This is a genomic window from Mesotoga sp. BH458_6_3_2_1 (assembly GCF_003664995.1).
Classification (GTDB): Bacteria; Thermotogota; Thermotogae; order Petrotogales; family Kosmotogaceae; genus Mesotoga.
The window spans coordinates 248,540-270,224 of record NZ_JFHL01000029.1 but is presented as its reverse complement, the minus strand read 5'-3'; the positions used below and the strand labels follow the sequence as shown (position 1 = coordinate 270,224).

21 protein-coding genes and 1 tRNA gene are annotated in these 21,685 nt (G+C 44.9%); 3 read left to right on the top strand and 19 right to left on the bottom strand.

The annotated features are described in order from the left end of the window. Positions 1–13 precede the first annotated feature (13 nt). Positions 14–754, top strand: coding sequence for a WecB/TagA/CpsF family glycosyltransferase (locus Y697_RS13905; RefSeq protein ID WP_121552396.1), 741 nt, complete (start codon positions 14–16; stop codon positions 752–754). Continuing rightward, positions 751–2,037: an amidohydrolase gene (locus Y697_RS13900; protein WP_121552395.1), complete on the top strand. Its 1,287-nt coding sequence runs from the start codon at positions 751–753 to the stop codon at positions 2,035–2,037. Before Y697_RS13905 ends, Y697_RS13900 begins: the two co-directional genes overlap by 4 nt. Here the strand turns inward: Y697_RS13900 and disA are convergent. From disA to Y697_RS13870, 6 genes are all read right to left on the bottom strand, one after another. After that, positions 2,018–3,097: a DNA integrity scanning diadenylate cyclase DisA gene (gene disA, locus Y697_RS13895; protein WP_121552394.1), complete on the bottom strand. Its 1,080-nt coding sequence runs from the start codon at positions 3,095–3,097 to the stop codon at positions 2,018–2,020. The two genes, Y697_RS13900 and disA, sit on opposite strands and share 20 nt — an antisense overlap. Then, positions 3,084–4,409, bottom strand: a complete 1,326-nt coding sequence (gene radA, locus Y697_RS13890; RefSeq protein ID WP_121552393.1) for a DNA repair protein RadA — start codon at positions 4,407–4,409, stop codon at positions 3,084–3,086. The genes disA and radA overlap by 14 nt, the downstream gene beginning before the upstream one ends. Before the next feature lie 102 nt (positions 4,410–4,511). Next, complete coding sequence (locus tag Y697_RS13885) at positions 4,512–7,001, bottom strand: ATP-dependent Clp protease ATP-binding subunit (protein WP_121552392.1); 2,490 nt, start codon at positions 6,999–7,001, stop codon at positions 4,512–4,514. A 5-nt stretch (positions 7,002–7,006) separates the two neighbouring features. After that, positions 7,007–7,645 carry a dTMP kinase gene (gene tmk, locus Y697_RS13880; RefSeq protein WP_259462587.1) on the bottom strand — a complete coding sequence of 213 codons (639 nt, stop codon included), beginning with the start codon at positions 7,643–7,645 and terminating at the stop codon, positions 7,007–7,009. Next, entirely contained in the window at positions 7,642–8,313 is a 672-nt protein-coding gene (locus Y697_RS13875; protein ID WP_259462586.1) for a tRNA1(Val) (adenine(37)-N6)-methyltransferase, read from the bottom strand. The genes tmk and Y697_RS13875 overlap by 4 nt, the downstream gene beginning before the upstream one ends. A gap of 8 nt (positions 8,314–8,321) precedes the next feature. Next, positions 8,322–10,256, bottom strand: coding sequence for a hypothetical protein (locus Y697_RS13870; protein WP_259462585.1), 1,935 nt, complete (start codon positions 10,254–10,256; stop codon positions 8,322–8,324). A 116-nt stretch (positions 10,257–10,372) separates the two neighbouring features. On the opposite strand from Y697_RS13870, the gene Y697_RS13865 reads away from it, so the two are divergent. Further along, positions 10,373–10,933, top strand: coding sequence for a dihydrofolate reductase family protein (locus tag Y697_RS13865; protein WP_310793772.1), 561 nt, complete (start codon positions 10,373–10,375; stop codon positions 10,931–10,933). On the opposite strand, the gene Y697_RS13860 is transcribed toward Y697_RS13865, so the two are convergent. The 13 genes from Y697_RS13860 to gap form a co-directional block, all read right to left on the bottom strand. Further along, a tRNA-Gly gene (locus Y697_RS13860) sits at positions 10,884–10,959 on the bottom strand. The two genes, Y697_RS13865 and Y697_RS13860, sit on opposite strands and share 50 nt — an antisense overlap. Positions 10,960–11,025: 66 nt before the next feature. Further along, entirely contained in the window at positions 11,026–12,396 is a 1,371-nt protein-coding gene (locus tag Y697_RS13855; protein ID WP_121552389.1) for a GlmL-related ornithine degradation protein, read from the bottom strand. After that, the gene (locus tag Y697_RS13850; protein WP_121552388.1) at positions 12,393–12,854 is read right to left on the bottom strand and encodes a GatB/YqeY domain-containing protein; all 462 of its coding nucleotides are present in this window, start codon (positions 12,852–12,854) and stop codon (positions 12,393–12,395) included. Before Y697_RS13850 ends, Y697_RS13855 begins: the two co-directional genes overlap by 4 nt. Positions 12,855–12,867: 13 nt before the next feature. Beyond that, positions 12,868–14,370, bottom strand: coding sequence for a lysine--tRNA ligase (gene lysS / locus Y697_RS13845; protein WP_121552387.1), 1,503 nt, complete (start codon positions 14,368–14,370; stop codon positions 12,868–12,870). A gap of 12 nt (positions 14,371–14,382) precedes the next feature. Further along, positions 14,383–14,856: a transcription elongation factor GreA gene (gene greA / locus Y697_RS13840; RefSeq protein ID WP_121552386.1), complete on the bottom strand. Its 474-nt coding sequence runs from the start codon at positions 14,854–14,856 to the stop codon at positions 14,383–14,385. A 17-nt stretch (positions 14,857–14,873) separates the two neighbouring features. Further along, positions 14,874–15,335: a transcriptional regulator NrdR gene (nrdR, locus tag Y697_RS13835; protein WP_121552385.1), complete on the bottom strand. Its 462-nt coding sequence runs from the start codon at positions 15,333–15,335 to the stop codon at positions 14,874–14,876. Beyond that, complete coding sequence (gene whiA / locus Y697_RS13830) at positions 15,336–16,286, bottom strand: DNA-binding protein WhiA (RefSeq protein ID WP_259462584.1); 951 nt, start codon at positions 16,284–16,286, stop codon at positions 15,336–15,338. It abuts the gene before it with no gap. Further along, the gene (gene yvcK / locus Y697_RS13825) at positions 16,259–17,221 is read right to left on the bottom strand and encodes a gluconeogenesis factor YvcK family protein (protein ID WP_121552383.1); all 963 of its coding nucleotides are present in this window, start codon (positions 17,219–17,221) and stop codon (positions 16,259–16,261) included. The genes whiA and yvcK overlap by 28 nt, the downstream gene beginning before the upstream one ends. A gap of 1 nt (position 17,222) precedes the next feature. After that, positions 17,223–18,053 (bottom strand): glutamate racemase, encoded by an 831-nt coding sequence (murI, locus tag Y697_RS13820; RefSeq protein ID WP_259462583.1) that lies wholly within the window; start codon positions 18,051–18,053, stop codon positions 17,223–17,225. Further along, positions 18,034–18,315, bottom strand: a complete 282-nt coding sequence (locus tag Y697_RS13815; protein ID WP_121552381.1) for a cell division protein ZapA — start codon at positions 18,313–18,315, stop codon at positions 18,034–18,036. The genes murI and Y697_RS13815 overlap by 20 nt, the downstream gene beginning before the upstream one ends. A gap of 11 nt (positions 18,316–18,326) precedes the next feature. After that, entirely contained in the window at positions 18,327–18,563 is a 237-nt protein-coding gene (locus Y697_RS13810) for a hypothetical protein (RefSeq protein ID WP_121552380.1), read from the bottom strand. A gap of 90 nt (positions 18,564–18,653) precedes the next feature. Continuing rightward, positions 18,654–20,621, bottom strand: a complete 1,968-nt coding sequence (gene tpiA, locus Y697_RS13805) for a triose-phosphate isomerase (RefSeq protein ID WP_121552379.1) — start codon at positions 20,619–20,621, stop codon at positions 18,654–18,656. A gap of 61 nt (positions 20,622–20,682) precedes the next feature. Further along, complete coding sequence (gene gap, locus Y697_RS13800) at positions 20,683–21,678, bottom strand: type I glyceraldehyde-3-phosphate dehydrogenase (RefSeq protein ID WP_121552378.1); 996 nt, start codon at positions 21,676–21,678, stop codon at positions 20,683–20,685. Positions 21,679–21,685: the final 7 nt, after the last annotated feature.

The following is a 21,685-nucleotide window of genomic DNA, read 5'->3' as shown; positions in this document are numbered from 1 at the left end:
TGGAGGTGTTCGGTTGAGATTTCTCGATTTTAATCTTCAGGAAAGAAACCTGATTTCTGCGGCCAATGAGCTTATTCAGCGAACACAATCGGGCTTGAGATCACATGTACTCACTTTAAACGCTTTGATCGCATATGAATACATCCACAACTCGGAATACAAGAATGCCCTCGAAACCGTGAACTATGTTGTGCCAGATGGTAGCGGTGTCCTAAAAGCAATAAAACTCATTTCGAAAAAGAGAGTGGAAAGGGTCCCCGGAATCGATCTGATGCTCAAAATCTGTGAGCTGTCTTCCGAAACTGGTTTAAGGATATTCCTTTTGGGCTCGAAGGAGAACATTGTTACAAAGACCATTGAAAAACTGAAACAAAGATTTCCACTAATCGATATTGCGGGGTATCACAGCGGCTTTTTCACGCAAGAGGAAAGTGATACAATCGTCTCAGAAATAAATTCTTCATCTGCAGATATTGTATTTGTTGGTATGGGCGTTCCTAAACAAGATATTTGGATTGCAGAAAACATTGATAAGCTTCATGCAAGTGTTTTGATGGGTGTAGGGGGATCTTTCGATGTTATTTCCGGCGATCTGAAGAGAGCCCCTTTGTGGATGCAGAAGGCTGGACTTGAATGGCTATACAGGATAGTTCAAGAACCGGGGAAACGGCTGAAGATTGTCCCTAAGCTTGTGAGTTTCGAGACTTACGTTGTCGGATCTTATTTCAAATCAAGAAGAGGTGGTTCCAGATGATCGTAACCAACGTTTTGGCATTCACGAATGATCTAAAGAACCCTCTTGTGGATGATGCGCTGATTAGATTTGAAAATGGGGAGATTACTTTCGTCGGACCGAGAAGAGAGTACAGCATTCAGGAGGATGAAGAGATAGTTGACGGTGAAAAAGGCATCCTTCTGCCTTCAATTTTCAATGCTCATTACAGTGTGTATTCCAGTATTTCTTCGTACCCCCTGAGACTTCTGAAAGATGCTCAAACAGGAAGAAATTTTTTCGGCAATCTACTTGAATCAGGCACGAGCGAGGTTAATTCTTCTCTTGTCAGACTTTCTGCCGAGATAGCTATATTGAAGTCAATAAGAAGTGGTTCAGTTGCGATCAGTGGTCCGGTAATTGATCACCCTGATATCGACCCGGAGTTCTACAGACGGCTTTCGCAGAAGTATGGTGTCTATCTCGCTGTCGGACCCGTATTGACTGATCGGACGATAGATGAAGTCTCAGCGCGCTGGGAGAATGTCTCTCGTGACTCTTCTTTCTGTCCTATTGTTTATGTAAGTGGACTTGCCACCTACGGTGAAGAAGCTCTTTTCAAACTCAGGAGTCTCTACGAAAAGGGGATGAACTTGAATCTATTCATATTCGATATGAAGCAGGATAATGAGATTTGCCTTTTCAGATGGGGAGAAAGCCTTGTCGAAAGACTGCTGAAAAACGGGATACTCGTTCCTGAATGTGGAGTTATTTACGGCGGAAACCTGAGCGAAACCGATATGGACATAATCTCTTCAAGGAGAATCTTCGTAACGAAGTCCCTGAGATCTGAAATGTATGCGGGAACCTTCAAGCCAAACATAGCAGACCTCCTTGGAAGAGGGATGCAGGTCTGTATAGGCACTGGATTCGTCGGATCTGATATGTTGGGAGAGGCTAAAGAAGTTCTTCTTACCGAACGTTACCAAAGGAACTTTGAGAATTCCATTATCGACTATGAGATAAGGAAAACGCTTTTTGACAACAACTGCAAGTTGTTCCAAAGATTCTTCGGAAAACGAACCGGAGTACTTAAAGAAGGTTACTCGGCCGATCTAATTCTGTCCAAGTCGTCCCTGGATCTCGAGAAATTTGACACTCGCTTGCCGACGACACTTCAGTTGATTCTGAAATCCTCGTTTGACACGAGTTTCGAGAAAGTCTGGAACTCAGGGGAATTGATCATGGACAAAGGAGTCCCGCAAAGGATATCCAGGAAAGAGCTTAGGGATCTTACAAAGGAGCTTAGAAGCCTGGAATTGTGATTTCACCGGATTTCTTGTAGACATCGATTGCGTGTCTTATTGCCGAGGCCCGCTTCTCGCCGATTCCATCGACGTCTTTAAGTTCATCCTCAGTACTCTCAAGAAGATTTGAGAAGGTGCCGAACTCTTTCCCCAAATTTATGGCGACCTGTAGAGGTATTCTGGGGATGTGCCTGGCAAAACGGATTCCTCTAGATCGAATGAAGTACTCAACTGCTTGAGAAGCAGTATTTATCTCATATCCCATGTGTCTCAGAATTACGCCGAAGCTGCTTATTTCCTTTTCACTTAGGCTCTTCATCTTTTTGAAGACTTCTTCTAGATCATCTTGATCAACTAACTCCTCACTGAAATCCAGAATTAGATTCTCGATTTCTTCATTAACATTCACTAGAATCTCCGCAAGTTGCATCGCGGGAAATCTGCCATGGTTACCAAGCTCGGCAATCGTGAAATCTGCCTCCTCGCAAATCAGTACAACCATCAATCCCTTCTGAATAGTCTTGACTACGTCAAAAAGAGTGAGTGAACCGGCACGCTCCATGAACTCTATTCCCTGCAAAGCCTCAATAAAGGCTTCTTTGTACTTCTCCGCAGTCCTGATAGTTTGTGTGATCTTGGATGTGAGAGTCTCTACGCTGTTCAAAGTATAGACATAATCTCCAAGAAAAATTGTCATTGTGTTTCTTCTCTTTGATACAGCTACCAACATTCTACCGGTTTCTCTAGCCATTCTCTCAGCGGCTCTGTGTCTCATACCTGTCTGATTAGTAGGAATAGTGTGATCTGGAATCAACTGAACATTCGCTCCAACTATCGTTGTAAGGTCATCATCCACAACAATTGCTCCATCCATCTTGGCAAGCTCATACAGTTTGTTTGGATTGAACTGGCAATTCAGAAGGAACCCTATCTGCATTAGCTGGCTGTACTTCTTGTAATCGTCTACAAAAAAGATTAAGCCTCCCACGCTTGCATCCTGTATATCATCGAGAGCGTGACGAAGCGGAGTTCCCGGGGCAATCTTTTTGATCTTTTCTATGAGTTCACTCCTTTCCACTCTTCATACCTCCGATGATTTTCAGTAGTTGTTTCACATCTTTTATACCATTTCTTCCCTCTGGCGCAGCTATTCTTGAGAAAGAGGATTTTTTTGCCCTTTCGACCCTTTTCTCTGTTGAAGAAACGGAACGCACAGTTCCATCCAGTCCAATCTCACCAAAAAAAGCTATGCCTTCAGGTATTGAAGTGTCCGTATAGGAAGACACCAAAGCGGCGGCAATAGCCAGATCAACTCCAGTATCTTCTATTTGGAGTCCTCCGGCAACGTTCAGATAAAGATCCAGACTGTCGAGAGGAATACCGGCTCTCTTCGTTAGCACCGCGGTGACTAGGAGGAGTCTTTCAAGAGGCACTCCGGACGCAAGTCTCCTGGGCGTTCCATAAACCGGTTTGGAAACCAACGCCTGGACTTCTATTAGAAAAGCCCTGGAACCCTCATAGATCACTGAGACCACATTACCTGGCGCACTTGTATAGTCTTCTACAAAAAGACTGCTGATGTCGGATACTTCACGCAACCCTTCCGAGGTCATTTCAAAGACTGCAATCTCGTCCGAGGGGCCAAATCGATTTTTCACAGTTCTCAAAAACCTGTATCCCGTTTTACTCGATTCAAAGTACAGTACTGTATCGACTAGATGTTCAACGAGCTTCGGTCCTGCAATCTGCCCCCCTTTGGTTATATGAGATACCATTAGAAACGGGATGTCGGATGATTTAGCCAAAGAGACTAGCAGATTTGCACATTCTCTCACCTGTACGACAGATCCTGGCAAGGAAGGTACGCTGGACATCCTTATCGTCTGCAAAGAATCGACCACTACCATACTGTATTTGTCAATTCCCGAAACTTTCAGAGAGTCTATCTCATTTGCCGACACTACTTCTATTCGCTCCTTGTTCGAGAGACGAAGTCTTTCAGCTCTCAATCTCAGCTGACGAACAGATTCCTCGCCCGATATGTACAGGACAGGCTTTTCTCCTGCGACTAGGTCGGATAGTTGGAGCATGAGAGTTGATTTACCTATTCCAGGCTCTCCACTTACAAGAATTGCACTCCCTGAAACAATTCCTCCACCAAGGGATCTATTCAGTTCTTCAATTCCAGTGTTCATACGCAGAGATTCGTCGCTGTCTATTTCTGAAAGAGGCTTTGCTTCAAATTGGTAAGTCGAAGTGCTATCCTCCCGATCACTTTCAGTTACAAAAGCGATTGCAGTATTCCATTCGTTGCAGGAAGGACATCGTCCAAACCACGCGGGAGACTCATAGCCACAAACATCGCATACATAACTTCTCTTCTTCTTCATAAACGAACCCCACCGTCTTCTTTTGACTGTTGAGCAAATGTTCAATATTTTATAAAGGGGGGCTTGAAACCGCCCCCCTGCAATATCGTTCGAAACTGATCCTTAGGTCACAGCCTTAACTTCTGTTTTTTCATCTTTTTTCTTCTTGAAAACCAGAATTCTGTTGTCAACCTCTGCGGTAATGAGATCTCCTTCCTGGAACCTTCCTCGTAGAAGCTCTTCAGAAAGAGGGTCCTCAACGTACTTCTGAATAGCTCTCTTAAGTGGACGCGCACCGTAGACGGGGTTGAACCCTTCGTCTACAAGGAAATCCTGAGCAGGTTCCGATAGGACCAACTTTAAATGCTTCTCCTTCAGCCTTTTTCTCATGTCATTCATAAGTATATCGATTATCGACTTGATTTGAGCCTTGGTCAACTGATGGAAGACCACTATTTCATCGAGCCTATTGAGAAACTCGGGCCTGAAAGTCCGCTTGACTTCCTCGAGTACCGAGGTTTTCATAGCCTCATATTCCTTCTCTTCACGAATCGACTCCACGAAACCTATAGAAGACTTGGTTTTGTTTATGAATTCTCCGCCAAGATTGCTGGTCATTATCACTATTGAGTTCCTGAAATCAACCTGTCTTCCCTGCGAATCGGTGAGTCTGCCATCATCCATTATCTGGAGCAAGATGTTGAAGATATCAGGATGGGCCTTCTCTATCTCGTCGAAGAGTATTACGGAAAATGGCCTCTTCCTGATTCTCTCGGTCAAGGTGCCACCTTCATCGTAGCCGACATAACCTGGGGGCGCCCCAATCAATCTTGAGACCGAAAATCTTTCCATGTACTCAGACATGTCAAATCTCACAAGCGCCTTATCCTCGCCAAAAAGGTACTCTGCAAGAGCCTTTGCTAACTCGGTCTTCCCTACACCCGTTGGGCCAAGGAAAAGGAAAGCTCCAATCGGTCTGTGAGGGTCCTTCAATCCGCTTCTTGCGCGCCTTATCGATTTGGCGACCGCCGAAATGGCTTCTTCTTGAGAGACTATTCTCTCATGCAGAGCAGTCTCCAGAGTTAGAAGCTTTTCACTGTCCGTCTCTTCAAGTTTTCTGAGCGGTATTCCTGTCCAGTTTGAAACGATTTCTGCGACTTCATCGTCATCGAGGGTAACTATCTCAGAATCAACCCTGTTTCTCCATTCGCTATAACCATCCCTATACTTCTGCTGTATCAAACGCTCCTTTTCCTTCAGCTGGGCAGCCTTTTCATACTCCTGATCGGCCGCAGCAGTCTCTCTTTTTATCTTCAAGACTTCAATATCACCCTGCATCTTTTTCAACTCGTCGGGAATTGTAAGCTTCTGCAGTCTTGCCCTCGAACCCGCCTCATCAATGATATCTATCGCCTTGTCAGGGAGAAATCTGTCGGAGACATATCTGTGCGACAATGTGACAGCAGCTTCCAGTCCCTTTTCTGTGTAGCGAACCTTGTGGTGAAGTTCATACTTGTGCCTTATACCTTTCAGAATCTCTACCGACTGTTCCGGAGTAGGCTCGGTTACGTAGATCTTCTGGAATCTTCTCTCAAGAGCGGCATCTTTTTCTATGTACTTTCTGTATTCATCAGGAGTTGTTGATCCTATGCATCTTATCTCTCCGCTTGCAAGAGCCGGCTTCAAAATATTGGCGGCATCAACGGCACCTTCAGCTGAACCTGCACCAACTATAGTATGAACTTCATCTATGAACAGAATGATGTTTCCGTTGGATTTCACAACATGGATGAGCTTCTTCAGCCTCTTTTCAAATTCCCCTCTATACTTCGTTCCGGCAATGAGCGAAGCGACATCCAGTGCAAAAATGACTTTGCTCTTCAGTGTCTCGGGAACCTCTTCATCAACAATCATTTGTGCAAGTCCTTCAACGATTGCCGTTTTTCCAACACCAGGTTCTCCTATCAAAACAGGATTATTCTTCTTGCGTCTGGAAAGAACCTCCATTAGCCTCTGCCTTTCAATCTCTCTACCGACAATTGGATCGAGCTTCCCAGCTTTGGCCATTGCAGTAAGGTCTGTGCCAAAACCTTCAAGCTGTTTGATCGCAGAGCTCATCGTAGGGCTCTGCTGTACGAAGACGTTTTCTGGCTGTTCGCCTCCTTCTTCCCAGTCACCTGTTATGTTCTCAATAATCTCTCTTCTCAGCTGCGATAGGTTTACTCCCATTTGCTTCAATATGTGAGCTGCGATACCTTCTCCTTCGCGAACGATCCCGAGCATTATGTGTTCAACATCAATCTTGTCTTGACCAAGCATTTTCGATTCATCATTTGCCAGTTCGATAACTCGTCTCGCTCTGGGTGTCATCTGCGGGGCTCCGACTACAGACTGATGTACGTTAGTCCCAACCATCGAAGTTACTTCTCTGGAGATTCTCTCGTATGTGATCGAGTAGTTTCTCAGAATCCTAGTTGTTTGCTCATTTTCGACTTTTATGATCGCTAGAAGGAGGTGTTCAGTTCCAACATACGGGTGGCCGAGACTTCTAGCCTCGTCCTGGGCTGTCACAAAGACCTGGGCAGCGCCTTCGGAAAACTTGTCGAAATACATTCTTGTCACCTCCCATTTGGCTTTTGCTTCTCGATTAAAACCGATAAAGAATTTCTGATATCTTCTTGCACTTGCTCTACAGCCTTTCTTCCATCTATGAGAACGAATCTCTTGCCATTTTCTACCATCAACCTCTCATATCCTTTTCTTACTCTTTCGAAAAACTCTAAACTTTCCACTTCTATTTTATCATTTTTCTTTTCTTTTCTCATCCGCGACATTGCTACATCTGCCGGCACATCAATGTATAGCGTAATATCCGGGACCGTATTCCCCACAGCAAATGAATTCATGAACTGGACTACCTTTTGTCCTAGATCCCTTCCGACTCCCTGATAGGCAACTGATGAATCCATGAATCGATCTGCAATCACCAGTCTACCACTCTCCAGTGCTGGCCGTATAACCTCCCTAACTATTTGTGCACGTGCCGCCATGAATAGAAGCAGCTCTGATTCCGCACACAACTGGAAGTCCTTATGCAGCAGTATCTGCCGGATCTCTTCGCCTGCCCTTGTTCCACCGGGTTCCCTGACTATGGTGAACTCCACACCTAATTGACTGAGATACTCGGCCAAAAGTTTGATCTGAGTAGTTTTTCCACATCCGTCAATTCCTTCTATACTTATAAACAAAGTTTTCACCTCATTTTTATCGGCGGTTCCACAACGATCTCAGATGATGAGCCCTTTCTCCCGCTTAAGAGTACCAGCTGAGCCTGTTTTTCGAAAGACCCGTACGCAAATCTCAATCTATGAATTCCCAGTCCTTCATCCTCCAGGAGATGTGCCCATTTTGTCAAGTCCCTCGGATGCAATATAAAATAGAAAGCACCTCTGTTTTTTAGAAGACTACCAGCTGCAGAGGCAAACACTCTTGCAGAATCTCGGTCGATTCGTCTTGCAGTGTTTCTTCTTTCGTCAGGACTATCGAGACCGGAATGGACGTAGTGAGGTGGATTAGCTACAACTAGATCGAAGACCTCTCCTCTGTTCTCACTAGAATATGTCCTGATGTCACAGTTTATGAAATTGGTAAGATCTTCGGTGCAGTTGGCGCGAGCGTTCTTAATGGACACGTTGTAAAGCTCGCTGTCAATTTCCAAACCAGTTACTGACAGTCCGAAGGCCTTTGCCAGATAGATTGAAATCACACCGCTGCCCGAACCCAATTCGAGTGCTTTCCTTGAACCTTTTGGAGGATCAATAAACCACGATAGCAATAGAGTTCCGTGATTGACACGAGCATGAAGATAAGTAAGGTCAAGATCAAGACACCCAAGAATTCTGGGATCAAAATCACGAAATTTCATACCCATGCTCAGTAAACCTTAATGGCAGATTTTTCGTCCGAGATAATCTCAATCATTTCTTTGGCGTCCTCTTGAATACTAAGTCGCGAAAGTCCCTTAAGGTCTATCTTAACCTGTCCCCTTATTTCCAGTTCTTCAATATGCAACGAGGATGCTCCAGAAATTTCGATTCCAGTATCTATCAGTGAACTTCCTGTCAGTAACAGACGAGACGTCTTATTGATTTCAATATCTCCGTATTCGAAAACCGAGCCAACCACTTCAACACGAGAGTCCATGACTTCCATTGACTGTGAACTAAATGTACTTCTTGAGAGTAAGGCTGAACCCAAATTGCTGTATGTCAGCTCTGTTCCGGAGAGTTCACTGAGATGAACTAGGAGCTCTCTAACATTTTCAACGCTGATTTCTCCATCGATCTGGCTCTTGTATATCTGGACGGTTCTGGCTCCACTGATCTTCAAACCACCGTAAAATGTGCAATCTTCAAATACTACTACGGCCGCTCCTTCTACAACGACCCTCGAATTGTTGAAATCCACGCTTCTAGCAATCAAGACGCCGTTGTTCGTAACTTCTATAGTTCCAGAAGAACCTCCCGGATTTACTGCAATCCTGTCCTTCCAACCTTCTAGATCAAGGACTCCGCTCACGAGCAAAGTATTTCCCTTTGGAATCGTGAGAGAAGAACCCGACTCGACTCTCATGACCGAATTATCTCTCACAACTATATTCCCATAGAATCTGTAATCATTTCCTCCTACCAGCAGCGCATCCATTCCCAGGAAAGATGAGATGTACTCCGTACTGAACCGCCTGAAGAAACTCTCTTTAGCGAAAACTGGGACAGAAGGCATGTAGATCTCGCTCTCGGAAGTGAAGACGATTCTGTAAAGATCTCCATTCTCAGATATACTATCCTTCGAAATTATCGACGATTTCTCTTCAGAATCATGGCTGGAGAGAGTAATCCACTCCCCGTCTCTGTATCTCTGAAGTTCAACTGAACCTTCTGAAGTAGTCCACCTTGCGTTTCTTATTGTGCCTTCCTCAATATAGAGTTCGGGAAGATCAGGAGAAGTACTTCTTACAACCGTCAACTGTTTCGTCACTTCGGTAGTGTTGCCAGAAGAATCGCTTACTCTAACAACTAGAGTGTTTTTGTGCTCCGGAATAGGTATCTCAGGTATCAGCCTTGCTCCATCAAAGAGAAGTGAAATTCCACTCTCTTGAGCGAAGGCCTCTATCTCAAGCTCTTCAGGACTGTCCCAGTCGTCACTAATCTCAACTTGAATCGCCTCTCCTCTATATGGGAAGGTGAAGAAGAGCTTCACTTCTGGAGCAAAGTCTTCCGAAAGCTCGAGATCAACAATTGCAGGTTCAGAGCTTATCGCATCAGACATTGAGAACGCCTGGACGATATACTTCCTATCTCTCTCTACAGGGACCGAAAACACGCCACTAGATGATCTGAAAGATTCACCATTAACTAGGATTCGATAGTCAGTCACTTCTTTGGAATCCTCTGCCCTGACAACAAGGGTCAGAAATCCTTGCGCAAGGCTCCATCGGACAGCGGGCCTTTCCGGGGGTTCAAGATTGATCGTTACCTTAGCCGAGACCGGAGTCGTTAAAAATCTCTTGCCCTCAATCAAAGTCACATATATTAAGTGAGCACCCTGCTCCTTCAATTCAAACGAAGCTTCAGTTCCTCTGAATTTCAAGCCGTCATTCCCATCAACCGGAGGACGACCGATTGTCACAAGAAACGGCGGAAGATCCCTGCCCGGTGCCGATATGTTCAAATCTATGTTGCAGATCGAGCCTTTGCAGTCTATTTGTCTTACAGAAACAGAGTAATTTCCGCCGTCACTGCAGGCAGCTACCAAAATGAACAAAAGAGAAACAAAAATAATCCCAAAAATCCTCTTGATGTCCTTCACACTCCTATCTTAAGAAGAATAACATATCCTGACTAAACTGACTCCTAAATGTTGCCAGGAGAGGCAAAAAAAAGATAGAATCAACTGTAAGAAATTGAAGGACAAAGTAGAGGGAGGTGCGAGAGCTGAAGGTAATAGCTGTGTTTGCAAGTACGGTCAACGGTAAAATATCGCTCTCTAAAGAAGACAAAACTGAGTGGACATCAAAAGAAGACAAGAGTTACTTCAAATCCCTTACTTCAAGGGTCGGAGTAGTCATTATGGGCAGAAAAACTTACGATGCTATTGGAAAGGCGCTTCCCGGAAGGCTCAATATCGTTCTGACGAGAACTCCATACAATTTCGAAGGCTCCGACAATCTGTTTTTTACGTCATCGACTCCGGAAGAAATCCTCGAAGAACTTGAAAAAAAAGGTTATGAGGAAGTCTGTCTCATTGGAGGAGCAGATACATTCGACCAGTTTGCAGATAAAGGGTTGGTGAATGAACTCCATATTACCTTCGAACCAACTATCAGAAAGGGAATCAAAGGTCTGGGAGAAAACCTGGAGAGCGAAGTGCAACTGAAGTATAGGGAGTTTCGAGAACTGGGTCAAGCGAGTCTGCTGATCTACGACGTCATACCAATGGAGCGGGCGACGGGACTCGAACCCGCGACCCTCAGCTTGGGAAGCTGATGCTCTACCAACTGAGCTACACCCGCATTCATGGAGATTCTATCATCCAAAGGAAACGCTTGTCAATTGCGAGAAAACTAGCTTTGTGTGGTTCAGAAATTTCTAAGCTCTTCAAAAGAGTTCTCCAGAAGATCCTTTGCAGAGGAGAAGTCGACGGTCGATATTAGACCAATAGCACCAAAAATGTAGTGCTTATCTCTGTAAAGCTTTACAATAGCTTTTGGCAGCAATTCCTTTTCATGTTTCTCGGAAAGAGTTCTAATACCTTCCATGATTTTAGAGCAAAATTTCGATCTGCTTAAGATTCCACCAGTACCAACTATCGATCTGACAGCCGTAAGATCCTTTCCATGAGCAACTTCTATTCTTCCGGTGGGCCCATAAAACTGTTTGATGCTTCCCGCATGTCTTCTTATCGAAGACTCGAAACAGTATTTGGCAAGTCTTACAGAGAAGGCTTCGTCGAGTGAATTCTTTGGGTAAGGCGTAAGATTTTCAACGATGCTTTCCAGATCGGGGAATTCTCTTTCCAACTCACTTCTCCCAATGTGCTCGATAACGTGACGGGCATTCACGTAGATTCCGAGATCTCCTTCGACGGTCCTCTTTGCTCTTGGTTCCGGTGATACCAGTATAGACTCGATCTCGGGATCTCCATCAGTAACTGAATCAACGTCCGTAGTTGCACCCCCGATATCTACTGCGAGCACATCACCTTTAGTATCAGAAAAAATTTCAGCCGCAAGCATAACTGCGGCCGGTGTCGGGATAACGGGCTTGTCAACTAACGAATAAATCTTCTCCATTCCGGGACCCTTCACTATGTTTTTCGAAAAGACGTCCCTGATAATCTTCCTGGTAGGTTCGACATTGAGCTCATCGATTCTTGGATACACATTTTCCACTACGTGAACATCTCTTCCATTGACCGAGACAATTTCACAGACTTCGTCCGCTGCGACAACATTGCCCGCATAGACTATAGGAATCTCGGGATCTGCATTCTTGAGGATCTCTGCATTATGAATAACCGTCTCCCTTTCGCCATAATCAACTCCACCAGCAAGAAGTATTAACTTTGGAGTGGCTTCCTCGATTCTTTTCAAGTCTCTGTGGGCCAACTTGCCGGCAGTAACTAACTTAATAACCCCACCAGCCCCAAGAGCCGCTTCCCTTGCAGCTTTGACAGTCATATCGTAAACGAGACCGTGCACCGTCATTCTCAGTCCCCCAGCAGCACTAGACGATGCAACCAAGACATCCCATTCGAGCCTCTCAGTTCCAAGGTTTTTTTTCAATGCTTTCATAGCCTTTTCTATACCGACAGTGACATCATTTTCATCTATGGTTGTGTAAGATTCACCCTGCCCAACGAATTTCATTTTTCCCGATGCATCACATGAAAAAGCAGAGAGCACCGTAGTGGTGCTCCCGATTTCTGCGGTCAGGAACTCAACTCTCATCTACTCTCAAGAAGCTCCCTGACAATTTTGTTGACAAGTTTTCCATCTGCTCTTCCCTTTACTCTTGCCATCAGCTCTCTCATGACTTTCCCTAGATCTGAAGGATTGTTGGCCTTCAAATCGTCAATCGTCTGCAAGGCGATCGCCCTTATTTCATCCGCCGATAGTTCTTCTGGGAGGTACTTACTCAGTATCTCAAGCTCTTTGGATTCGCTGGAAACCAGATCATCTCTCCCTACCTTCTTGTAGGCTTCAATTGATTCTTCTCGTTTCTTTGCTTCCTTCGCAATAAGATCTATCAAAAGCTCATCGTTGACCTCTCGAGCTCTGGCCTCTTCTGAAGATACAAGGTAGTTTTTTACGGAAGCGATTACACTCCTCAAAGTATTCGTTTTAAGAGAATCTCGGGACTTCATCGCTTCCTTCATTTCCTGTTGAATCTGCTCATAAAGCGTCATTGAATCACCTCTACTATTCCTCGCTATTACTCAAAGCCTCTTCTTCATCAAAAGAGATTGGTCTTACGAGCGGAAAGGGAATAATATCCCTTATAGAAGGTGCATCTGTCACAAGCATGATTATTCTATCCCAACCCACTCCCAATCCTCCCGTGGGGGGCATCCCATATTCAAGAGCCCTGATGAAATCCTGATCCATCATCTGAGCCTCTTCATCTCCGATGTCCCTCAAACCCGCTTGATGAAGGAAACGATCATACTGTTCAATCGGATCGTTCAACTCACTGAAAGCATTTGCCATCTCCATAGAGCTTATTATCAGCTCGAACCTCTCTGTAACTCTCGGATCTTCTCTATGAATTTTCGACAATGGAGAGATTATTACTGGATGCTCGGTAACAAAAGTGGGGTTCACAAGGTTGTGCTCCACAAGATCCCACAATTTCTCGATCAAGTGTCCTCTTTCCTTGATATCAGGTTCAGCATTATGCTTCTTCAGAACGGCTATCAGTTCATCACTTGAATCTTCCAAGATATCGACTCCAAGATTCTCTTCTATAAAGCTAGCCATCTTTACTCTGCGCCAAGGCCTCGAAAAATCGATCTTCTTTCCCTGATAAGTAATAATTTCTGAACCTGTTATTTTGCTGACTACGTAGTTGATCATCTCTTCAGTGATATCCATTATATCGTTGTAATCTGCGTACGCCCAGTATAGCTCCATCATTGTGAACTCAGGGTGGTGTTTGAAGGAGACCCCTTCATTGCGGAAGTTCTTTCCGATTTCGAAAATCCTTTCAAAGCCTCCCACCAGGAATCTCTTAAGGAATAGTTCTTCTGCAATCCTCAGATACATTTCCGACTCGAAGACATTGATATGAGTTTTGAAGGGCCTTGCCGATGCTCCTCCAGTCAGATAATGAAGCATGGGCGTATCTACTTCTATAAAACCCCTGGACTGAAGAAACTCTCTGACCAATCGAAACAGTTCAGAGCGAATCCGAAACCTCTCAAGAGCTTCGTCGCTCGAAAGCATCTCAACGTATCTCTGTCTGTAGATTATCTCCTTATCCTTCACTCCATGCCACTTTTCAGGCATCATTCTTATTGCCTTCGAGAGTATCTCGAAATGCTTTACGAAGACCGATATCTCTCCTGTATGCGTCTTGAAAGGGAATCCAGTGACCCCCAGGAAATCGCCAATGTTTACAAATTTCTTGAAGACCTCGAAATTCTCCACCCCTACACCGTCGAGCCTGATATAAGCCTGAATCCGGTCCGTATTATCCCTAAGAACAAAGAAAGTGGATTTCCCGTGGTTTCTCATCGCAACCACTCTTCCGGCAATTCTTAAGGTAATATCTTCTCTAGTCTCGGAATCCTTTAAATCGGAAAAATCCGTCTTAATCTGGCCGGCCCAGTGAGTTTTCTCAAAACGGTATGGGTACGGCTCAATTCCCTCGCTGCGCATTTGATTTATCTCTTCAATTCTCTGTTTCCTTGCTTCTTCACTCATAAAATACCCCCATCACTTGCCGATAGTAAGAATCTTGTACTTCGCCCAACCTGCAGGGGTTTTTACCCTTACCAATTCATCCACTTTGTGAGTTAAAACTCCGCGTCCAATAGGAGAATCGGAACTGATTTTTCCCTCAAAAATGTTGGCCTCCTGAGCGTTGACGATTCTAAATTGAGATTTCTCACCTGTCTCAGCGTTCTGGAGTTCAACGACATAACCCAATTTCACTGTACTCAAGTCACCGTCGTCCTCGATTATTTCAGCGTTATTTAGTATCTCTTCCAGCTGCTTTATTCTGCTATCGATTCTTCCCTGTTCGTTCTTGGCTTCATCGTATTCGCTATTTTCACTTAGATCCCCAAGCTCTCTGGCTTCCTTGATCCTTTCAGCAATTTCATACATGAGTTTCTTTCTAAGACTCTCGAGCTCCTCTTTCATTCTGTCGAAGCCTTCCTGTGTAAGGTAAATTACTTTCTTCTTCACGACCTGGATCCCTCCATTCAACGATCTCTGTCGTTCCTGAGTTCCTCAATTATATCCATGAAATGGTCTATGTCCCTGAAATCTTTGTAAACAGATGCAAATCTAACGTAAGCAACTCTGTCCAGAGACTTAAGTTCAGTCATTATCATCTCGCCGATCTCACTTGAGATCACTTCGTGTTTCCCCGCCTTCACAATCCCATTTTCTACGGTTTCAACGATACCATTGACCGTATCAACAGATATTGGCCTCTTCTCACAGGCTTTCAGCAATCCATTAAGAAGTTTCTCCCTGCTAAATTTCTCCCTTCTGCCGTCTTTTTTTACCACCAAGAAGGGGAGTTTCTCATACCTCTCATAGGTAGTGAATCTTGCACCACACTTCTCGCACTCCCTTCTTCTCCGAATGGAAGTGGATTCATCGGTCGGTCTAGAATCCAGAACCCTTGTAGAATCTCCACCACAAAAAGGACATTTCATCTAAATATCTCCCAACTCTTCGGCCAATGCCATAAGCTTTTTCAACCTATTATATACTGCTGACTTACTCATTGGCGGATTCATTATTTCCCCAAGTTCTCTTAGATTGAGGTCTTCGTTCTCTATTCGGAGAATGGCTATCTGTCGAAGATCTTCGTCTAGTCTGTCAATACCGAGTTTCTTGTCTATAATCCTTATTGCCTTCACGTGTTTCGCCATTGCCTGCCCTGATTTATTTGCATTCGCCGTAAGAAAATTCAGGGTTCTGCTCACATCGCTTCTGATCTTCCTAACTTCTACAGCGCTCGAAAGCCTCGTTACGGTCTTCTTGCCACCCATCAGGGACAGCAACTCAATCAAATCAAGTGATGATTTCACATACGCTTTGAATTTTTCCCTGACCTTTACAACACCGATCTTTATATTGAAATTCTCGGCGATATAAATTCTCAGAGAATTCACGAAAGCTTCTGTCGTGTCTAGAGTTATCTCTAGATGATACTCTTTTGAAGGGTCAACTACGGACCCACCGGCCAGATACAAACCTCTGAGGAACGCACCGAAGTAAACCGGATCTTCTCTCACCGGTTTCGGGATGGAATCGTCTCTGACCGAAATCCCACTTCTGCGAAGGAACTCCTCGACTTCTTCAAAGCGAAAGCTAAGCTCTCCACCCCTTTTCCGACCTAGACGCATTTCTTCGATTAATTGAGTCTCGAAAATTGGTATAGAAAGCTTTTTTGCTATCTGGAATAGCCTTTTAAGACTCGTGATCGACGTAAGAGGTATAACGAGAAAAGCTGTGCTGCCTCTAAGTCTTAGAGTCCCTCTTGACTTGACAAAACCGAGGTATTCAGACCTGCATTCTGACGGATCATCTAAAGGAAGATGGCATAGCTCTTCCTTGAGTTTATCGGCATAACTCAAATCCTGCTCTCTCCCAACAAGCACAATTCATGAAGAATAGACAAAATACTGTTTCTCGAGTGCCGCACGACGAGACGTGTTCTTCCGTCATCTATTAGCTCTGTCGTAGCTCCATCGATTACCTTAACCCGTCTGTCGAAAAGCATGTCGTTCTCGACCGGTGAGGAGCCCTTCTCCCTATATCTTTTCAAGACCGAAGCCTCGACACCTCTCACTTCCGTCCAAAAAATCATATCAAAGGCTTCTCCGCAATAATCCTCAACAACCTCTACGTGATCGCCCAGTGAGAAACCTTCGGACTCACCGGGTTGAGTCATGATATTGCAGATATAAATCTTTCTGCCTCTCGATTCTCTGAATGCTTCTCGAACACCGGAAACAAGAAAATTTGGAACTACACTGGTAAAAATGCTTCCGGGGCCCACAATTATCGTATCTGCAGATACTATTGCATCGATTACTTCTGGAAGAGCCTTAGCTGGCTTGTCAAGGGATAGTCTTCTCACTCTTTTTCCTACTGACGATATTTTTGACTCTCCCTTGATAACTGATCCATCGTCGAGCTCCGCCACGAGATGAACGAAATCATTGGCGACAGGCAAAACCCTGCCCTTTATGCTGAGCATATTTGATGCCGCAACAACTGCCTCTGGAAAACTCCCATACATCTCAGTAAGACCGGCGATTATTATATTTCCAATAGAATGCCCGTCCATTGCAGGCGCCCTGAATCTGTAAGAAAAGACCTTGGTCAGAAGCTCTTCGTCATCGGCCAGAGCAATTATGTTGTTCCTGACATCACCCGGCGGAGGAATCAACATAGCTTCTCTTATAATCCCCGAACTTCCTCCATCGTCGGTCACTGCAACAACCAGAGTAAGAGAAGAGTCGAAATCCTTAATCACTCTAGCGAAAGTTGATAGGCCCGTACCTCCTCCTATCAGAACTGTTCTACTCACTTCAAACGCTTTCCTTCAGAGTTATCCCCGCAAAGGTTAGACCAACACCTCTCACATTCTCTTCTTTTCGAAGATACCTCTTCAGAATTTCCTGAAAAAACCGAATATTCCCACTAACGTAATAGTCTACCGTAGATGGTTCGGTTGATGAGATTTCCGCCCAATCAGTGAAATCACTGACAATATACTCCGCAGGATCTACAACTCTTGTTTTTGAAGGCAGAAATGCTTCGATCGATTTTCTAATTAGCGGATAGTGAGTGCATCCAAGTATCAGAAAGTCTGGTTCGGTTCTAGCCAGATCAGTCAAGTAATACTTTACGATGGAATCAACAATTTCGCCTTCCCAGATACCCTCTTCTATTAAGGGGACGAAAAGTGGGCAGGCCCTCTGAACAATGGTAGTAAGATTCTCATAGTGGAAGAGCCGTCTCAAATAAAGCGATCTCTTTACAGTATTCTCAGTTGCAATAACTGCGACTGTCGATTCTTTCGGGGCTGATTCTCCAAGAGTTCTCACTGTGGGATCAATTATACTGAAGTAAGGAACGCCGAGCTCTGACTTTTCTCTTTGAGAGAGTATGGAATCGGAGGTGTTACAGGCAGTAAGAATTGCATCGACATTCAGCTGCGAAAAAAAATCGAAGATCTCTCTTAAGTATCTTTGAAGTGTTTCAATTGGCTTTGAACCGTACGGAACCCTTGCAGTATCAGCAAAATAGTGAAAATTCACTCCTTCAGGGAAAGCCTCCAATAACCTTTTCAGAACTGTAAGGCCACCTATCCCCGAATCGAAAATCCCTATCCTTAACCTACTTCTCAACCCCGTCACGTCCCTGGAAGTATTCTGAAAGAACCTCTTCGTATTTTGCTTTAAGCCTTAGCAGTTCATTCTGACTTCTCACAAGGTCGTGCGCAAGATTCACCGAAATCCCCACAAGTACTTTTTCATAGCCGATCTCTTCTTCGTTCTTTTTTAACGAATCGTACATTTCCGTGATCTTAGAAAAGACTTGATCCACAAGTTCTTGTGGATCACTGGTAATAAAAGTGTACTTCTTTTCTCCAAGGTCAAGTGAGACTGATCGCTTCATAGCTCGACTCCTTATGCTTTTTTGCTGTCTTCAACGAGGCTGCCTCTGACTCTCTTTATAAGTGAGGAGATTGTCCTTGATTCACTTTCAAGACGGAGTTCAAGTTCCCGGATTCTGAGCTCAGACTCTTCAGATTTTCTCTGTTCTGCTTCAACCTGCTTCCAGAGCTGTTCGTTTTCCTTTCTAAGACGGTTGAATTCCTCTACCATCTTGTCTACGACAAGTTCAAGCTCCTGATAGCTATCCAAGAACGACACCTCCTATTTTGAGATTATAACACCTCGGCTTAGAAAGAAAACGAAACAGCCGCCCGTCGGGCGGCCGTCAAATCAATGTAATCAAGCGTGATTCTTGGCGATGGCAACCAGTTGAACGAAGCTTTCAAGCAGACTGGCTCCCCCAACTAACCCACCGTCAATATTCTCCATGGCAATTAGAGGCTCGAAGTTATCAGGCTTGATGCTCCCACCATAAAGAATCCGAATTTCCTCCGACAGATCATTGTCGTAAAGAGAAGAGACGAGATCCCTTACAAATTTCATAGTGTCTTCGGCCTGTTCAGGTGTGGCCACAACTCCAGTTCCGATAGCCCAAACCGGTTCGTAGGCAATAATTAATCTTTCTGCTTCGTTCTTATCAAGTCCCGAAAAGCCCTTGCTGATCTGCTCCTTTAGAACTTCATTTGTTCTGCCTGATTCTCTTTCTTCCAGCGTTTCTCCCACACAGAAGACCGGAATTAGGCCGCCTTTAAGAACCGCTTTGATCTTTTCGTTGGTCATCTCACTGGTTTCGCCGAAGATATGCCTGCGTTCGGAGTGTCCGACAAGCACGTATTCTACTCCCAGATCTGGGAGCATCGGCACTGAGATTTCTCCCGTGAAGGCCCCACTGTCAGCCGGATAAACATTCTGTACTCCAAACTTTATAGCAGTATCTTTCAGGATATCGGCCACACCGGGAACCGATATAGTCGCCGGAAAAACAACGACATCCACGACTTTTTCATTTCCTATTGAGGAGGCAAGGAATCCCGCAAACATCCGTGACTCATCGGGGGATTTGTTCATCTTCCAGTTCCCCGCGACCATTATTCTACGTTTTTTTTTGTGGGCCTCAGTTGAGAGGCTCATTATTCCTGGCATATCCTTTCCCTCAAGCATCTCAAGGGACGCCCCTCCTCCAGTAGACACATGGGAGACCTTGTCGGCAAGTCCGAACTTGTTAATTGCTGCAGCACTGTCGCCTCCCCCGATTATCGTGACTGCGTCATTAAGAGAGGCCAGCGCCTTCGCAATTGACTCCGTACCCTTCGCAAAATCGTCAATTTCGAAGACACCCATGGGTCCGTTCCAGACAACGGTCTTCGCATCGCCTAGCTTTCCTTCAAAGAGCTCAATTGTGGATGGGCCAATGTCAAGACCTTTCCAACCTGACGGTACACCTTCTTCCAGGCTGACAACTTTAGATTCACTACCGGCCGCGATTTCTCTGGAAATTATCGTATCGACAGGAAGAACAAACTCCACACTCTTCTTTTCGGCCTTCTCCAAAATCTCTTTAGCAAGATCTATCTTGTCCTCTTCAACTAGAGAGTCGCCAACGCTCTTGCCTAAAGCTTTTAGGAATGTAAACATCATCGCACCGCCAATGAGAATCCTGTCGGCCTTCTCAAGAAGATTGCTTATCACTCCTATCTTGTCGGATACCTTCGCGCCTCCAAGAATTACGACATAGGGGTGCTCCGGGCTTTCGATTGCCATTCCAAGCATCTCGATTTCTTTTTGCATAAGAAATCCGGGTACACTGATCAAGTTTCGTGCCACACCAACGTTTGACGCATGACCCCTGTGTGCGGTGCCAAAAGCATCGTTTACGTGAATATCAGCAATCGAAGAGAGCTTTTTCGAGAAGTCAGGGTCGTTCTTCTCTTCTTCGGGGTAGAATCTAACGTTCTCCAGAAGTAGTATCTCACCATCACTCATCTCAGAAACGGCTCTCTCCACAGCTTCCCCGACACAATCGGGAACAAATCGGACTGGTTTGCCAATCAGTGAACTAAGCCTCTCGGCTACTCTTTCCAGCGAATACTTCGGATCTTTCTTTCCTTTGGGTCTGCCCAAATGAGAAACGAGAATTGCCTTCCCACCTCTTTCTACAATGTATTCGACGGTGGGTATAGCGGCCATGATTCTAGTATCGTCACTTACTTCGCCAGTTTCTTTATTCAGAGGCACATTGAAATCCACTCTGACAAGTACCCTTTTTCCACTCAAATCAACATCTCTAAGAGTTAGGGTCTTAGACATTCTTAATCCTCCTTTGCTCAGTAAAACGGGGCCAGAAGGCCCCGTCGAATTATCCTCAGAATTACATCTCCATCATTATCTTGGCTAGATCGACTACTCTGCAAGAATAGCCATATTCGTTGTCGTACCAGGCGCAGACTTTCAGCAAGTTGCCCATCGCCGCTGTCAATTTGCTGTCGAATACCGAGGAAACGGTCGTCCCCACGATGTCTGAAGAAACCAGTTCTTCTTCGGTGTATTCGACAATTCCCTTGAGCCCGGTTTCTGCGGCATTCTTTACAAGGGCATTGACTTCCTGGGCGGTGGTTTCCTTCTCCAGGACCACCGTAAGATCTGTTATTGAACCGTCCGTCACGGGAACTCTCATGGCGATTCCATCCAGCTTGCCCTTAAGCTCCGGGATAACTAAGCCTACAGCCTTTGCGGCTCCAGTCGAGGTCGGAATTGTATTGGCGGCAGCCGCTCTTGCCCTCCTCAAATCGCTGTGCGGAAGATCCAGAATTTTCTGGTCGTTTGTATATGCGTGAACGGTGGTAAGGTAACCTTTCTGAATCTTGAAATTGTCGTTTAGAATCTTGATGATTGGAGCTATCGAGTTGGTCGTACAGGAAGCATTGGATACGATTTTCATTTCTGGCTTAAGTACATCGTCGTTAACTCCGAGTACTATTGTGGCATCCACTTCACCCTTTGCAGGTGCAGTGATCAAGACCTTCTTCGCTCCAGCTTCGATGTGAGGCATGGTTTTCTCTCTATTTCTGAAAACTCCGGTAGCCTCAATTACCAGTTCGACACCGAGATCTTTCCAGGGAAGATTCGCAGGGTTCTTTTCGGAGAAGACTTTCACTTCTTTGCCATTTACTACAATAGCTCCTTCTTTAGCCTCGACTGAACCTTCAAACCTTCCGTGAACTGAATCATATTTGAGAAGATGAGCAAGAGTTGCGGCATCTGTCAGATCATTGATTGCAACTATTTCAAATTCCCCGCGCTTCACCATCTCTCTAAAAACAAGTCTGCCAATTCTCCCAAAACCGTTGATTGCTACTCTGTGCATCTGTTAC

What these genes read in the sequence shown, in the direction of transcription:
- Y697_RS13900 (WP_121552395.1), top strand. Translation starts at nt 751, where the DNA reads ATGATCGTAACCAACGTTTTGGCATTCACGAATGATCTAAAGAACCCT.
- radA (WP_121552393.1), bottom strand. Translation starts at nt 4,409, where the DNA reads ATGAAGAAGAAGAGAAGTTATGTATGCGATGTTTGTGGCTATGAGTCT.
- Y697_RS13885 (WP_121552392.1), bottom strand. Translation starts at nt 7,001, where the DNA reads ATGTATTTCGACAAGTTTTCCGAAGGCGCTGCCCAGGTCTTTGTGACA.
- Y697_RS13875 (WP_259462586.1), bottom strand. Translation starts at nt 8,313, where the DNA reads ATGAAATTTCGTGATTTTGATCCCAGAATTCTTGGGTGTCTTGATCTT.
- Y697_RS13855 (WP_121552389.1), bottom strand. Translation starts at nt 12,396, where the DNA reads ATGAGAGTTGAGTTCCTGACCGCAGAAATCGGGAGCACCACTACGGTG.
- Y697_RS13850 (WP_121552388.1), bottom strand. Translation starts at nt 12,854, where the DNA reads ATGACGCTTTATGAGCAGATTCAACAGGAAATGAAGGAAGCGATGAAG.
- lysS (WP_121552387.1), bottom strand. Translation starts at nt 14,370, where the DNA reads ATGAGTGAAGAAGCAAGGAAACAGAGAATTGAAGAGATAAATCAAATG.
- nrdR (WP_121552385.1), bottom strand. Translation starts at nt 15,335, where the DNA reads ATGAAATGTCCTTTTTGTGGTGGAGATTCTACAAGGGTTCTGGATTCT.
- Y697_RS13815 (WP_121552381.1), bottom strand. Translation starts at nt 18,315, where the DNA reads ATGAAGCGATCAGTCTCACTTGACCTTGGAGAAAAGAAGTACACTTTT.
- tpiA (WP_121552379.1), bottom strand. Translation starts at nt 20,621, where the DNA reads ATGTCTAAGACCCTAACTCTTAGAGATGTTGATTTGAGTGGAAAAAGG.
- gap (WP_121552378.1), bottom strand. Translation starts at nt 21,678, where the DNA reads ATGCACAGAGTAGCAATCAACGGTTTTGGGAGAATTGGCAGACTTGTT.